The sequence below is a fragment of the Pseudomonas vancouverensis genome (genome assembly GCF_004348895.1).
GTDB lineage: Bacteria > Pseudomonadota > Gammaproteobacteria > Pseudomonadales > Pseudomonadaceae > Aquipseudomonas > Aquipseudomonas vancouverensis.
Genome location: NZ_RRZK01000009.1, coordinates 346,167 through 361,974, shown reverse-complemented (window position 1 = coordinate 361,974; position 15,808 = coordinate 346,167). Strand labels below are relative to the sequence as shown.

The following is a 15,808-nucleotide window of genomic DNA, read 5'->3' as shown; positions in this document are numbered from 1 at the left end:
GAACCGGACCAGGATCTGCGGGAGCTGGCTTGCCAGCTCTCGCACTGATGAGTCAAACCAATCGCAAGCGCGGCCTTGGGGTTGGCACGGCATCGTCCCCCAGCCGCTCGCGCACGAACTCGGCGGCCTTGCGGGTCAGTTGGTCCAGATGACGGTCACGCTGTTTCTCGGCATCGGTCATCGCCCGTTTGCCGTGTTTTTGCAACAGGTAGGTATGAATCTGCCGCACCTCCAGCGAATTGTAGATCGGCGCCACATCCAGCAAGGCCATCAAGCCGTCGCTGCCGTGGTCGCGGGTGTTCATCAGCACCTGGGTGGCACGTACGCCCGTCACCTGGAAACCCATCGCTTCGAAATACGGCACCTTGCTCACCGCGCAGGTCAGTTCGGCGTGGGGATACCGCGCGACCATCTCGCGCAGCATGCGCCGGGCAACGCCCTGGCGGCGGTGTTCGGCGTGCACGGCCATGTAGGCTACGCCACAGGCGTCGGGATCATCCTTGAACGGCAGGTACAACACGAAGCCGATCACGCGCTGCGGATCGTCCGGATCAGTGGCGACGATCAGCTCCACGTCAACGCCCTTCGCTCCGTTCAGCGCTTCCAGGTACAGGTGCACTTCAAAGCCGATCGCGTACTGATAGACGTTGTACAACAGGTTGCTCGCCGGGATGGCGACCATGCTGATGTCGGTCAGGTTGTCGACCACCATCTGCAGGATCTGGCTGTTGATGTGCTCGGGGCACGGCGTCTTGAAATGGCTGATCTGGGGCATTGCGCTGGCGCACTCCGGGGGCGGTCTTAATCGTTATCGCAGGGCTGACTATACTAACGCGCCGGGCATTTTTATTCGCGATACACCTTGTCGCCTGGCGCGCGCGCCTCCTCTCCCGGCCCAACCGAGCGCCACCCATGAGCCCTGCGCATGGCTCCTGGCCTGAAAACGAAAAAAAACTTTTCGCCCTGCGCACGAGTCAATCAAGCAATGAGGGCTTTTCAGCGCCCTGCGCCCTGCTGCATTCGCGATGACGCCAGAGGATCGAACCGATGGATACGCCTGACCTGTTGCCGATGTCCCGACGCCACCTGTTGATCCTAGGCGTGGTGACTGCCGCAACCGCTGTACTGCCACCGTTCATCAGTGCGCGCGCCAGCGCAGTCAATTCGTCACGACCGATCACCACCAGCCTGTCGCTGTGGGTCAATGATCAACAATACGAACTGGACCTTGATACCCGCACGACCCTGCTCGATGCCCTGCGCGAACACCTGCACCTGACCGGCAGCAAAAAAGGCTGCGACCACGGCCAGTGCGGTGCTTGCACCGTGATCGCCAATGGTCGGCGGATCAATTCGTGCTTGACCCTGGCAGTGATGCATCAGGGCTCGAAGATCACCACCATCGAAGGCCTTGGCACACCGGATCAATTGCATCCGATGCAAGCCGCCTTCATCAGGCACGACGGCTATCAGTGCGGCTATTGCACGCCCGGGCAGATCTGCTCGGCGGTGGCGGTGCTGGGAGAAATTCGCCAGGGCATCCCCAGCCACGCCAGCCCCAGCCTCACCGAACCGCCGCAATTGATCGCCGGGGAAATCCAGGAGCGCATGAGCGGCAACATCTGCCGGTGCGGAGCCTACTCCAACATCATCGAGGCGATCAGCGAAGTCGCGGGGGTGAATGCATGAGACCGTTCACTTATCTACGCGCCCAATCCCCCGCCGAAGCCGCCACGCTGGCGGCTCAAGTCAGTGGCGCAAGGTTCATTGCCGGCGGCAGCAACCTGCTCGACCTGATGAAGCTGGAGATCGAGACACCGGCCTATCTGATCGACGTCAACGATGTAGGGCTTGACCGGATCGAGGCTGCACAGGACGGTGGCGTACGCATTGGCGCCTTGGTGCGCAACACTGACCTTGCCGCTCATCCGCGCATTCGCAAGGATTACGCATTGCTGGCCCGGGCCCTGCTCGCCGGCGCTTCCGGGCAATTGCGCAATGTCGCCACCACCGCCGGCAACCTGCTGCAGCGTACGCGTTGCCCGTATTTCTACGACCCCAACCAGGCCTGCAACAAGCGTCAGCCCGGCAGTGGCTGCGCGGCGATTGCCGGCTTCAGTCGACAACTGGGCCTGATCGGCGTCAGCGACGCCTGCATCGCCACCCATCCCAGCGACATGGCCGTGGCGATGCGCGCTCTGGATGCCCAGGTCGAAACCATCAAGCCCGATGGTTCGACGCGCACCTTCCCGCTGTCTGAACTGCATCGCCTGCCCGGCAATTCACCGAACATCGAAAACAGCCTGGCGCCCAACGAATTGATCACCGCGGTGACCTTGCCGCGACCGCTGGGCGGCACGCATATCTACCAGAAAGTTCGCGACCGCTCGTCCTACGCTTTCGCGCTGGTCTCGGTGGCGGCCATCGTGCAAAAGGACGGTCGTGGCTGCATCGCCCTCGGCGGCATCGCGCCCAAACCCTGGCGCGTGGAACGTGCCGAGACCGAGATGCCCAACGGCGCAAAGGCCGTCGTCGGACAGTTGCTTGACGGCGCAACACCGACCCATGACAACGCCTTCAAACTGCTACTGGTCGAGCGCACCCTGGCGGCGGTATTGGCCCAAGCGAGGGAACAGGCATGAAATTCGACACCCCTGCACAAACCAATCCCATCGATCAGTTGAAGGTCATCGGCAAGGCCACCACGCGCATCGAAGGGCCGCTGAAAACCACCGGGCAAGCGCCCTACGCCTACGAACATCACGACGCCGTGGCCAACCAGGCGTATGGCGTGGTGGTCGGCGCCGCCATTGCCAAGGGCCGAATTACCTCGATGAAGCTTGAACAGGCACAGGCCGCGCCGGGGGTGCTGGCCATCGTCACGGCGGCTAACGCCGGCAAACTCGGCAAAGGCAAATACAACACGGCAAAACTGCTTGGCGGGCCGGAGATCCAGCATTACCACCAGGCCGTGGCGCTGGTGGTGGCAGAGACCTTCGAACAGGCGCAGGCCGCTGCAAGCTTGATCGACGTTCAGTATCAACGCAGCGACGGTGCCTTCGATCTGCGCAGCGTGCAAGCGTCCGGCGTCGAAGAAAAAGAGCAAATGGCCGACACCCTGCACGGTGATTTCGACGGCGCCTTTGCCGCAGCACCGGTGCAACTGGACGCCACCTACAGCACACCCGATCAAGCCCACGCGATGATGGAACCCATGGCCTCGATGGCCGCCTGGGATGGCGACAAACTGACCCTGTGGACCTCCAATCAGATGATCGCCTGGTCGGTGGACGACCTCGCCACTACCCTCGGCATTCCCAAGGAAAACGTGCGCCTGATCTCGCCGTACATCGGCGGTGGTTTTGGCGGCAAGCTGTTCATCCGTGCGGATACGGTACTTGCCGCCCTCGGCGCGCGCCTGGCGAAACGCCCGGTGAAAGTCGCCTTGACCCGGCCGTTGATCTTCAACAATTGCACGCACCGCCCGGCGACGATCCAGCGCATCCGCATCGGCGCCACGGCGGACGGCAAGATCACCGCCATGGCCCATGAAGGCTGGTCCGGTGACTTGCCGGGCGGCAAGGTCGAACTGGCGGCGCAACCGAGCAAGTTGCTTTACGCCGCCGAAAATCGCCGGGTGACCATGCGCCTGTCGACCCTCGATCTGCCCGAAGGCAATGCCATGCGTGCACCTGGTGAAGCACCGGGGATGATGGCGCTGGAAATCGCCATGGACGAGATGGCGCACAAACTGAACATCGATCCGGTGCAGTTCCGCATTCTCAATGACACCCAGGTCGATCCGGTGAAACCCGAACGCCCCTTCTCCCAACGCCATCTGATTGAATGCCTGCGCACCGGCGCCGAGCGTTTCGGCTGGGATCGTCGTCATGCGCAGCCCGGCAACCAACGCGAAGGTCGCTGGTTGATCGGCATGGGCGTCGGGGTGGCCTTTCGCAACAACCTGACGGTTAAATCCGGCGCGCGGGTCAGGCTCAACGACCGGGGTATCGTGACCGTGGAAACCGACATGACCGACATCGGTACCGGCAGCTACACCATCATCGCCCAGACGGCAGCCGAGATGCTCGGTGTCGGCCTGGATCAGGTCGTGGTGCGTTTGGGGGATTCGAGTTTCCCGGCATCATCGGGTTCGGGGGGCCAGTTCGGCGGTAACTGTTCGACAGCGGGTGTGTATGCGGCCTGCGTCAAGTTGCGTGAGGCAGTTGCGCAGCGGCTGGGGGTATCAGTGGAAGACGCCGAGTTCGTCGATGGGCACGTGCGTGTCGGCGAGCAAAACCTGCCGCTGCGCGATGCCGCGAGGAACGGTGAGCTGGTTGCCGAAGACGCCATCGAGTTCGCCGAGCTGAGCAAGAAGTTCCAGCAATCAACTTTTGGTGCGCACTTTGTTGAAGTGGCCGTCGACAGCGCCACGGGGGAAACCCGCGTGCGGCGAATGCTTGCGGTGTGCGCCGCCGGTCGCATCCTCAATCCAACCTCGGCGCGCAGCCAGGTGATCGGCGCCATGACCATGGGCGTCGGCGCTGCGTTGATGGAAGAGTTGGCGGTGGACAGGCAACTGGGCTTTTTCGTCAATCACGACCTGGCCGGCTACGAGGTGCCGGTGCATGCGGACATTCCGCACCAGGAGGTGATCTTCCTTGACGAAACCGACCCGGTTTCTTCGCCGATGAAGGCCAAGGGGGTCGGTGAGTTGGGCCTGTGCGGGGTCAGTGCGGCGATTGCCAATGCGGTTTACAACGCTACCGGTATTCGGGTTCGTGAGTACCCTATTACGCTGGACAAGCTGCTCGACAAATTGCCGCCGATGAGTTGAATGGACTCGCGATGAGGCCGGAACATCCAGCCTCAGCAATGCTGACACAGCGCCATGGCGTCGCCGTTTACCAGTCGTAGGTCATCTCAACCGAAGCCACCCGCTCCTGCCCGTAGTAGCAACCAAACGCATAGTTGCAGTCCGACACGTACTCGCGGTCGAAGATGTTCTGTACGTTCAGCCGCGTTTGCAGGCCACGCAGGCTCGGGTCCAGCTTGCCCATGTCGTAACTGACGGTGGCGTCGTAGACGACCCAGGCCGGTACGTCGAAGCTGTTGGCCTGGTCACCTGGTTTGCGTCCGGTGTAGCGCGCCCCCGCGCCGAAGGTCAGCCCGTTGAGGTTGGCCTGGGTGAAGTGATAGTCGATCCAGGCCGACGCCGACACCGGTGCCTGCGCTTCATTGCGGTTGTCCTGCGCGCCCCAGGAGTCCTTGGTGTAGAACGAATCCATGTAACTGGCCGCCGCCATGACGTCGATGTTCTGCAGGCTCGACTTGACCTCCAGTTCGATACCGCGCGAGCGTATTTCACCGCTCTGGGCCATGTACTCGGTGTACACCGTGTCGCCGGTCAGCACGTTCTTCTGCTTGACCTCATAGATGGATGCGGTGATCAGCGTCTTCTCGAACGGCTGATACTTCACCCCCACTTCGTACTGCTCGCCCTTGGTCGGCTCGAAAGCTTTGCCGCCGCGCTCAGGCGCCGCCGTGCCGAGGGTCGGCAGGAAGGATTCGGAGTAGCTGACATAAGGCGCCAGACCGAAATCGGTGACGTAGGTCAGGCCCACGCGGCCGGTGAACTGGCTGTCACGTTTCTCTTCGATGCTGGACGCCAGCAGGTCCTTGTTGTCGATTTCCGCCCAGTCCTGGCGCCCGCCGATGGTCAGGATCCACTTGTCCAGTTTGATCTGGTCCTGCAGGTACACACCGGTCTGGCGCAATGTGTTGTCCCACTTCGTGGTCAGGGTCGGCATCACGCTGCTGGTGTCGTAGTTGTTCTTGCCGTACAGGTCCACCGGCAACACGTTGCTGGCGTTGTAGCCGTCATATTTGCGAGTGAAGTGGCGATAGTCCACGCCCATCAGCGTCGTGTGTTCCAGGGCGCCGGTGTTAAAGCGGTATTCCAGGTTGTTGTCCACCGTCCAGGCGATGTTGTGCTGGCGCCAATCGACCTTGGCACGGTTGGCGTGGGTGTAATCGGTCACGCCGTCGGCATCGGTGACAAAACTGCGCAGGTAGAAACCCTTGTACTGGTCGCGCACGTCGGTGTAGCGCGCCGAGGAGCGGTATTTCAGGTCTTCGCTGAAATCGTGGGTGAAGTCATAGCCAAAAACGTACTGATCGCGTTTGTAATCGTTGAAATCACTGTCGCCAGAGAAGAAGTGCCGATTGATGCGCTCGCCGTTTGGGCCGCGATCCAGGGAACCGATCCGCGGCAGCGACTGGTAGTCCGGCACGCCGTCGTCGCGCTGCACCTGCGCCAGCAGGGTCAGGGCGGAGTCGTCGTTGATGTTCCAGGTCAGGCTGGGTGCGAGCAGCTTGCGTTGGCTGTTGTTGTGATCGACCTGTTCGTTGCCCTTGTCCGCCACGCCGACGATGCGATAGAGAAATTGCTTCTGCTCATCGATCGGGCCGCTGCTGTCGAAGGCACCGTTGACCCGGTTGTAACTGCCCGCGCCCAGTTTGACCTGGCTGCGCTGTTCGCTGGTGGGACGCTTGGAGACCATGTTGATCAGGCCGCCGGGCTGGTTCTGACCGTAGAGCACCGACGACGGTCCCTTGAGCACTTCGATGCGCTCCAGGGTGTACGGGTCGATTTGCGGCGCGCCGCCCAGACTGCCCGCGTAAGGGATGTAGGCGCCATCGAGGTACAACGGCGTCGGCGCGAAACCACGGCTGGTGATCTCGTCGGCGATCGAGTTGCGATCCGTGTAACCGCCGGTATTCACCCCCGGCGTGTAGCGCAGCGCCTGGGTCAGGTTACGTGCACCCTGGGTTTCCACCTGGGCGGCGGTGACGACGTTGATGGTCTGCGGGATTTCCAGGATCGGTGTGTCGGTCTTGGTGCCCGTGGCACTGCGCGTGGCGACGTAGCCGTCCACCGGCCCGTAGGCCGACTCGATCTGCGCGCCGGAAATGCTGGTGGCGCCCAACTGGAGCGCCGCACCGCTGGCGACGATCGGCAGCAGCGAATAACTGCCATTGTCGTGGCGCACCGCCTCCAGCTTGCTCCCGGCCAGCAACTGGCGCAGACCGGCATCAGGGCTGTAGCGCCCCTGTAGGCCGGCCGTGCGCTGGCCGTTGGCGTGGGCCGGATCGAAAGACACCGTCACACCGGCGGTGGCCGCGAACTGGGTCAGTGCCGCAGCCAATGGGCCTGGCGCAATGTTGAATTGTGCTTCGCCAGCGGTTTGCGCCCAGGCAGGTTGCGCCACCAGCGCCATCCCCAAGGGAGCGGCCAGCGCCACGCCCAACAGCGCAGCATGCACGGCATGGCTCAAGGGTTTGACACGAGAGTGGGTAGAAGCAATGCGGTGTTGGGGGTTGCGAGGGGTCATGCAGTTTCCTTTCGCCCGTTGGCAGTGATGGCTGGCGTCTGTTGCGCCCGTATCTACCAAGTCGAACGAGAATCAGAATCAACAACACCTTTCGCAATTTTTTTTAAACGACTGAATTCAAACCGGCTCCACCGACGCCCAGAAACGACTGAAGCGACGGATGCGCACCGGCAGCGTGGCCGTCAGGTTGTCCAGCACCGTGTCGGTATTGCCCAGATGGAAGGCCCCGGAAATCCGCAGCCCGGCAACCGCCGGATCACAACCCAGATGACCCGGGCGATAGCGTTGCAACTCCTCAATGAAATCGCCCAGGCGCCAGTCGTTGGCCACGAGCATGTCCTGGGTCCAGGCGTCGGCTTGAGGGGTGGCCGGTTGCAGCGCTTCGAGGGTATTTTCGCGGAAACTCAATTGCTGCCCGGCTTCGACGCGCACCGCCGTACCGGCAAAGCTGGTGTTGCGCACCTCCACCGCGTGTTCCTGGACGCTGACCTGACTGCACCCCGCTTCGCTGCGCACCACAAAGCGCGTACCCAGGGCACGGATGCTGCCCTCCGGGGTGTGCACGACAAACGGCCGCGCCAGTGCATCCCGCGCTGTCACGATCTGGATTTCACCTCGCAGCAGACGCACTTCGCGCAGACCGTTGCTATAGCGCACGTCCACTGCTGTCGCCGTGTTGAGTTGCAGTTGCGTGCCGTCGTCCAGCCGCAAACGACGGCGCTCGCCGGTGCCGGTACGAAGATCGGCCATCAGGCTCGGCAATGGCGTGGTGGTCCACGCCAGCGTGCCCGCCCCGCCTGCCATCAACAGAATCGACAAGATCTTGAGCACCTCACGGCGCTTGGCCCGGGCACCGGCCAGGGTCGGACGGCCGACGGCGGGATTGATCTGGCCGAGCTTGTCGTGCAATCGCGCCAGCCGCTCCCACGCTTGTACATGCCGCGCATCACGCTCCAGCCAGCGCCGGTGCGCTTCGCGAACAGCTTCGTCCGGCGCGGCTTCGCGTAAATCAACGTACCAGCGTGCGGCCGCTTCGAGGGTCGCATAATCCAGCGGTTGCGGGTTTGGCACGCCTCAGTCCTCGATCAGCAACAGGCAGTGGGTCAAGGCGCGCACTGCGTGTTTCTTCACGGTGTTGACCGACACGTTCATGCGCCGGCCAATCTCGACGTAACTCAAGCCGTCGAGTTGGGCCAACAGGAAAATCTCCCGAGTGCGCTCCCCCAGGCCATCGAGCAGACGGTCGATTTCCATCAGGGTTTCTATGATCAGTTCACGGGTTTCCGGCGACAACCCCAGCGGCTCGGGCATCGCCGCCAGGGTTTCCAGATACGCCTGTTCCAGCGCACGACGGCGGAACATATCGATCATCAGGCTGCGGGCGATGGTGCTCAGGTACGCCCGTGGCTCGCGCAATGGCTCGGTCTTGCGCTGGGTGAGCACACGCATGAAGGTGTCCTGCGCCAGGTCCGCCGCATGCTCGACACAACCCAGACGCTTGCGCAGCCAGCCACACAGCCAGCCGTGATGCTCCTCGTACAGCGAATGCACGGCGTGTTGAAGCGAGAGATCAACAGAGGACATGGAAAACCCGGAACAGTACTTATTTGATAATGACTCTCATTTTCTACAAGCTGACATGATTTGGCAAGGCTGGATCTATCGGGTGAAAAATGGGTAAGTGAGAACGGTTTTCTCCCCCGACTTTGCGCAAAATCCCCCACTGTTCAATGGCTTAATGGATCCAACAATTTGAAACAAAACGGTTTTTCGAGTTGGCTCGGCTTTTGCGAAGCGTGCTTTGCATGCGCCCGTCACCAAGGCGCGCCCCCGAGAGAACCAAGATGAAAAGCACCCCTGATCACAAGTCGCTGAGCTTTTTCAGGAACCCGGGCATCACCGCCGTGATGCTGATCAACCTCAGCCTGAGCACCGCCAACGCCGTCCCACTGGACGATGTCAGCCAACCGCCACCCACAGACCCTTCGGCCTACAGCAACCCACCGGCCGACCCGAAAGCCGCGCTCGACGTCTTGCCGACACTGCCCGAAGCCAACCAGGGCGCCATTGCCCTGCCCAATGGCGTCTTCGGTGATCGCAACACCCCGCGAGCTGACAACGTGCTGCAACCCAGCGCACAAACCTCATTCAACTTCCCCACCAACGGCAAACCCAGCCCGTTGTTCGGGGCCCAGCCGTTCACCCAGCAGCTGCTGCTGTTCGAAGAGTTCGGCACGGAAAAACTCGACCCGACGCTGCCAGCGCCACCGCTGACCTTCCCGGTGCCGACCCTCGGCCCGATGCCCCAGCAGGACCCGAACAACGTCGCCCGCAGCAGCCCGGCGCCCGCAGCGCTGGAAGCCTTCATGCGCCAGCCGGGGATCTATCCGTTTCCTTCACAGTTCTCCAACGTGCTGGACCGCAATCCGTGGCAGGCGCAGATCGAAGCCTTCCTCAACCGACATCCGGTGGGTTCGCCGGCTGAAGGTCGCCCACCAGGAAAAGGCTGGTCCCATCAGCGCTGGAACGAGTTTTTCCCGCAGGTCGCATTCAAGACCGTGCAGGCGGGAGCCAAGCTCAACGGCGGTATGCGCGACCGTCGTCAATTGCACAACTATGCCGTCGGTGAATTCGGCCCCGGCGGGCTCTATTACCAGACCTCGGACATCCCGACCACAACCGGCACCACCAAGGGTATCGACACCCGGTTCCACCCCAACTTCCCCCTGCAAAACCATAATTCGCTGTGGACCTTCGACGGCACCTTTCCGCCCAAGCTGTTGATGGTGCGCTACGGTCAACCCACCCTGATGCGTCACTACAACGCCCTGCCGATCGACCCGGCCGCCAACGCCGGTTTCGGTCTGCACACCATCAGCACCCACGAACACAACGGTCACTCCCCGGCGGAAAGCGACGGTTATGCCAACGCGTTCTTCTTTCCAGGGCAGTACTACGACTATCGCTGGCCGATCCAGCTGGCCGGCTACGACTCCATCAACACCACCGCCACCGACCCGCGCGCGGCGTTCCCCTGCGCGCCCGGCGAAACCCTGTTCGTCAACGATGCCAGCCCGGGCCTGAAAACATGCGACAACGGCAGCATCAAGATTCGCGGTGACTGGCGCGAGACCATGAGCACCCACTGGTTCCACGACCACATGCTCGATTTCACCGCGCAGAACGTCTACAAGGGCAACGCGGTGATGATGAACTACTATAGCGCCCTGGACCGCGGCAACGAAGCGCTGGAGGACGGCGTCAACCTGCGCCTGCCCAGCGGCTCGGCCCTGCCCTGGGGCAACCGCGACTACGACGTCAACCTGGTGATCGCCGACAAGGCCTGGGATGAAAACGGCCAGTTGTGGTTCAACCCGTTCAACACCGACGGCTTCCTCGGCGACCAGATCCTGGTCAACTGGCAGTACCAGCCGCGCCTGAAAGTGCGCGCGCGCAGCTACCGCTTCCGCATCCTCAATGGTTCGGTGTCACGCTACTTCAAGTTTGCCGTGGTGCGTGAAATTGCCGGCACCAGCGGTGAATTCCAGGGCCCACCGGGCTCAGGCGTGTCGTACAACCGCGTGCCGTTCCACATGGTCGGCAACGACGGCAACCTGATGGAACATGCCGTGCCTTTCGACGGCAGCATGGACCTGGACGGCGACGGCGACCTACAGGATCACAACGCCATCCTGCCGACCCAAGGCATTGCCGAACGCTACGACATCATCGTCAACTTCGCGAAAAACGGCATCAGCCCCGGCGACAAGCTGTACTTCGTCAACCTGCTGGAACACAAGACCGGCAAGGGCCCGGAAAAAAACGAGCTGAGCCTGGCCGACGTACTCTCGGAAAAATACAAAGCGGTGATCAAGCAAGGCAGCAAAGGGCCGGAATGGGACAAGGGCGATCCGACCGTGGGCAAGTTCATGCAGCTTGTGGTTCAGCCTTATTCCGGTCAGGACCTGAGCATGAACCCGGCGGACTACGAACCGGCAAAACCGGGTAAAGCCGCGGGCAAGGTGATGATCCCGCTGACCCTGAATCGAGACGACCCGGCCGTGCAGGCCAAGCTCAAGGTGGCACGCCATCGCGAGTTCACCTTCGGTCGCTCCGACGGTACCGACGAAGCACCCTGGACGGTCAAGACCGACGGCGGCTTCGGCTACAACATGGACCCACGCCGCCTCAGCGCCGCGCCGCAACTGGCCACCGGCCCGACCGATGCCGGCTTCTCCGGCGACGGCACCCTGGAGGTGTGGAAAATCAAGAACGGCGGCAACGGCTGGAACCATCCGGTGCACGTGCACTTCGAGGAAGGCATCATCCTCAGCCGCGACGGCAAGGCGCCGCCGGAATGGGAAAAATGGGCACGCAAGGACGTCTACCGCATCGGCGAAGGCATCGACAGTTCGGTGGACGTGGAAATGGCCATTCACTTCCGTGAATTCGCCGGGACCTACATGGAGCACTGCCACAACACCCAGCACGAAGACAATTCGATGCTGCTGCGTTGGGACGTGGAACATCCGGGTCAGTTCCAGCTGATGCCGACACCGTTGCCGGGTTGGGATGGTGTCACCTACGTCAACTCCGCCGCCCTGCCAACCTTCCGCACCGGTGGCACGGGCGACGACAACCAGGGCGACAACAAGAAACCGGTGGCCAACCCCGACAGCGCCACCAGCAACAACGGGCAACCGGTGACCATCAACGTGCTGGCCAACGACACCGACCCGGACGGAAACCTGCCGCTCAAAGTGGTCGGCCTGGAACAACCGGACTCGGGCAAGGGCACCGTCACCACCGATGGCGTGCGCGTGTTCTATACCCCACCGGCCACGGTTCCCGCGCCATTCACCGCGACCTTCACCTACCAGGCCAGTGACGCCAAGGATGCGGTGTCGGCACCGGCGACTGTTTCGGTGGCCGTCTCGGCACCGGCGGCAGTCAACGAGGACCTGATCGTCACCAGCGCCTCGGTCACCAGTCGCAGCAACAGCCGCTACACCTGGGACCTGGCGGGCACCACCTCGCGCGGCACAGGCAACACCCTCACGGTGTTCGCCTCGACCACCGCCGGCCCGCTGAACCTGGGCACCGCCATCCTCACGCCAACCGGTACCGGAGCGCGCTGGCGGGTATCGGTGACGACCACGGGTGCCGGTCCGACCACGAACCCGACCGTGACCATCACCTCGGCCTTCGGCAAGTCGGTGACAGCGCCTATCGCCGCGCACTAGGGCGGCACGATGAACGCTCGGTCCATGCAAGGTGGACCGGGCGTTTTTCATTTGTGGGCCAACAGGTGATGCTGCCCTGGATCCGCGCGCGTTCGGGCGGCATTGGCAACAGCACGCCGATGGACAGGCATTGAGTGATGGCCAAAACAAACGCACCGAGGGCCACGAAAAAAACCGACCGCCAGTCAGGCCAGGAGAACGCTCGAGCTTGAAACCAGGCCCACTTCATCTACCGTTTTGTGACATGCCCATACCGGTGCCTGTACCGGCCTTGGCCGCCCCCAAATCCGCAACTGCCCGAGTTTCCAAGGAGCCACGATGGCCACCTCTCCTCGCAAGGCCGCGCCTGCGACCGCCAGCAAAACCAGAACCACGACCCGCAAAAAAGCCACAACAGCGATCAGCGAAAACACCCTGCTGCGCCGCCTCCCGGTATGCCCGGACCAGCTGGATTTACGTGACCGGCTCTATCAGCCACCGGTCGGACTGCAACCGGCCAAGGCGTTGATGCCGACCCTGTGGATGGCCATCAAAAACCAGCTGCAGACCAATGCCTGCACCGGTTTTGCCCTGTCGACGGTGATCGAATACCTGCTGAGCAAAGGCAAGCGCGAAAACAAACCGGCCATCTCGCCGTTCATGCTCTACAGCATGGCCCGTCGTTACGATGAAATTCCCGAAGCGCCCAATGCTCACCCTGAACCGGACCAGGCCGCCAAACTTGACGACAGCGGCTCAACCCTGCGCGGCGCGCTCAAAGGCTGGTACAAGCAAGGTGCCTGCGCGTCATACCTGTGGCCGAACCTGGACATGCCCGCCTCGACCAACCGGCCCGACACCGACTGGTGGATCGACTCGGTGCAACGCCCGCTCGGGGCCTATTATCGGGTCGATCCGTTGTCGATCAGCGACATGCACGTGGCCCTCAATGACCTCGGTGTGCTGTACGCCAGTGCGGCCTGCCATTCGGGCTGGAGCGTCGCCGCCGGCGAGGCCGCGCAACTGGCCACGCCACCGACCAGTTGGGACGATTACTGGCGTATTCCCAGCCAGAAAGCCGGGCTCGATGACGGCGGTCATGCCTTTGTGATTGTCGGCTACAACGAGGACGGTTTCCTGATCCAGAACTCGTGGGGCACCGGTTGGGGCAGCGCCGGTTACGCGATCCTCACCTACTCCGACTGGCAGCTCAACGCCATGGACTGCTGGGCGCCGCAACTGGGTGTGGTGACCGCCGAGCACCGGGCGATTTCCGAAGCCACGACCCTGCGGGAAACCTCGGCGGGCAATGTCATCGTCGCCACCTCCGACGTGCTGGCCAATCGGGAAATCAATCCGTTCATCATCGACCTGGGCAACAACGGCGAGTTGAGCCAGACCGGTGACTTCCGCACCCGCCCCGAAGACGTCGAGGACCTGGTCGACTTCCACCTGGGCGAGGCTCGCAAGCGTTGGGGCTTGTCGGCCAGCGACCCGATCGACATCGCGATCTATGCCCACGGTGGCCTCAACGACGAGAAGGCCGCCGCCGAAGCCGCCAAAGAGTGGGTGCCGTTGCTGTACGACGCAAAAATTTTCCCGATCTTCCTGATGTGGGAAACCGGGGTCATGGAGACCGTGATCGACCTGATCATGGACGCCTACAACCAGGTACCGCGCAGTACCGGCGGGATGTTTTCCGAGCTCGGTGACGCGGTCAAACAGTTCTACGACAAGCGTCTGGAGCGCGCCCTTTCTGCCCCTGGTACGAAGATGTGGGGCGAGATGAAACAGAACGCCGACGCCTTGAGCGGCAATCCGAAGAGCGGGCTGCAGATCCTGCACCAGGCCTTCCTGTCGTCGAACAAGATCGGCCAGTTCCGCCTGCACCTGATCGGCCATTCCGCGGGTGCCATCGTCCACAGCTTCATCGTTGATCGGCTCGCCGCCACCGGGCTGCGTTTTGCCTCGTTGAACCTGATGGCGCCAGCCGTGCGCGTCGACACCTTCGAACGCCTGGTGCTGCCGCACCTGATGAGTAAAACGGTGGCCAATTACCTGCAGTTTTCCCTGACCGACCTGGCGGAAAATCAGGACCCCACCTGCCGCCCTTACCTGCGTTCGTTGCTCTACCTGGTGTCCGAGTCGTTCGAGGCCGGCGTGCGCACGCCGATTCTGGGCATGGACAAGTACGTCAAGGCCTCGCCCGTGTTCAATCTGCCGAACTTCACCTACGTCACCACACCGTCCAATGACTCGGTCAATGCCTCCCATGGCGGTTTCGATAACGATGTGCCGACGCAAAAAAGCATCGTCGCGCAAGTGAAGAAAAGCACGTCGAACATCATTGGCGGGGCGACACCGGCCAAACCGGCGGCGGTCGGCGCCAAGGCCCCGACGCGGAGCAAGGCGCCAGCCGCCAAGGCGAAAAAACCGGCGGCATCGAGGGCCAAAAAAGCCTGAGTGATTGGGAGAAAAACACCCACAGTTTTTGTGTCGAGCACAGATTTTGTGTAAGCCAAATGCCCCTGGGGGTCAACGCTGTGGCGCGACCATCCTGAACTGGATATTGATGTCGTTGGACACCACACTGGCGGCCCACTCACCATCGCCCATCTTGAAGTCGTCACGCTTGAGGGTCAGCTCGCCGACGAAAATGCCGATGGCGTTTTCCGACTTGAGCAGCACCGGCACACTCACTTCGCGGGTTTGCCCACGCAGGGAAAGATTGCCGGTGAAGGTGTAGCGGCTATTGCCAAGGGCCTTGACCGACGTCGATTCGAACTTCGCCTCCGGGTACTCGGCGGTGTTGAACCAGGCGGCTTTTTGCAGCTCGGTATTGGCGTCCTCGCTGCCGGCGTCGATGCTGTTCAGATCGATGCTGAGCGTGGCGTGGGCCGCAGAGGGATTGTCGGTATCGAAATCCAGCGTTGCCGCGAACTTGCCGAAGGTGCCGTAATTTCTCGACCCCATCTGCTGAAAGGTAAAGCTGATGGTGCTGGCCGTGTTGTTCACCGCGTTGTAGACAACGGCCTGCGCCGCCGGCACAAAAGCGAATGCCCCAGCGCCGGCCAATGCAATGAAACGCAGGAGTCGAAGGTTCATCGGATTCTCCGGGCGGGGGTCCCGTGTTGGCAGCGAGCTCAGTCCCTGATGGACTAAAGCAAACAACTGGGGTTTATTCCACCTCCT

The 15,808-nt window shown here is 62.3% G+C and carries 10 protein-coding genes; 5 read left to right on the top strand and 5 right to left on the bottom strand.

Annotation, left to right across the window (positions count from 1 at the left end; all coding sequences use genetic code 11):
- Positions 1-52: 52 nt before the first annotated feature.
- Positions 53-775, bottom strand: coding sequence for a GNAT family N-acetyltransferase (locus tag EIY72_RS11395; RefSeq protein ID WP_093223502.1), 723 nt, complete (start codon positions 773-775; stop codon positions 53-55).
- A gap of 272 nt (positions 776-1,047) precedes the next feature.
- Here EIY72_RS11395 and paoA point away from each other — a divergent pair, with 272 nt between their 5' ends.
- The 3 genes from paoA to paoC are packed head-to-tail and all read left to right on the top strand — an operon-like array spanning position 1,048 to position 4,837.
- Entirely contained in the window at positions 1,048-1,689 is a 642-nt protein-coding gene (gene paoA / locus EIY72_RS11390; RefSeq protein WP_093223505.1) for an aldehyde dehydrogenase iron-sulfur subunit PaoA, read from the top strand.
- Positions 1,686-2,642, top strand: coding sequence for an FAD binding domain-containing protein (locus EIY72_RS11385; protein ID WP_093223508.1), 957 nt, complete (start codon positions 1,686-1,688; stop codon positions 2,640-2,642). The genes paoA and EIY72_RS11385 overlap by 4 nt, the downstream gene beginning before the upstream one ends.
- On the top strand, positions 2,639-4,837 hold the full coding sequence (gene paoC / locus EIY72_RS11380) for an aldehyde oxidoreductase molybdenum-binding subunit PaoC (RefSeq protein WP_093223511.1): 2,199 nt from the start codon (positions 2,639-2,641) through the stop codon (positions 4,835-4,837). Before EIY72_RS11385 ends, paoC begins: the two co-directional genes overlap by 4 nt.
- Before the next feature lie 67 nt (positions 4,838-4,904).
- On the opposite strand, the gene EIY72_RS11375 is transcribed toward paoC, so the two are convergent.
- The 3 genes from EIY72_RS11375 to EIY72_RS11365 form a co-directional block, all read right to left on the bottom strand.
- Positions 4,905-7,394, bottom strand: coding sequence for a TonB-dependent siderophore receptor (locus EIY72_RS11375; protein ID WP_093223515.1), 2,490 nt, complete (start codon positions 7,392-7,394; stop codon positions 4,905-4,907).
- A 117-nt stretch (positions 7,395-7,511) separates the two neighbouring features.
- On the bottom strand, positions 7,512-8,465 hold the full coding sequence (locus EIY72_RS11370; RefSeq protein WP_093223518.1) for a FecR domain-containing protein: 954 nt from the start codon (positions 8,463-8,465) through the stop codon (positions 7,512-7,514).
- Positions 8,466-8,468: 3 nt separating this feature from the next.
- On the bottom strand, positions 8,469-8,978 hold the full coding sequence (locus tag EIY72_RS11365) for a sigma-70 family RNA polymerase sigma factor (protein ID WP_093223521.1): 510 nt from the start codon (positions 8,976-8,978) through the stop codon (positions 8,469-8,471).
- A gap of 260 nt (positions 8,979-9,238) precedes the next feature.
- On the opposite strand from EIY72_RS11365, the gene EIY72_RS11360 reads away from it, so the two are divergent.
- A complete protein-coding gene (locus EIY72_RS11360) occupies positions 9,239-12,637 on the top strand; it encodes an Ig-like domain-containing protein (RefSeq protein ID WP_093223524.1) in 3,399 nt (1,132 codons plus the stop codon).
- A gap of 318 nt (positions 12,638-12,955) precedes the next feature.
- The gene (locus EIY72_RS11355; protein ID WP_093223527.1) at positions 12,956-15,079 is read left to right on the top strand and encodes a C1 family peptidase; all 2,124 of its coding nucleotides are present in this window, start codon (positions 12,956-12,958) and stop codon (positions 15,077-15,079) included.
- Between the two features lie 72 nt (positions 15,080-15,151).
- Here EIY72_RS11355 and EIY72_RS11350 read toward each other — a convergent pair whose 3' ends face one another.
- Complete coding sequence (locus EIY72_RS11350) at positions 15,152-15,721, bottom strand: YceI family protein (RefSeq protein WP_093223530.1); 570 nt, start codon at positions 15,719-15,721, stop codon at positions 15,152-15,154.
- Positions 15,722-15,808: the final 87 nt, after the last annotated feature.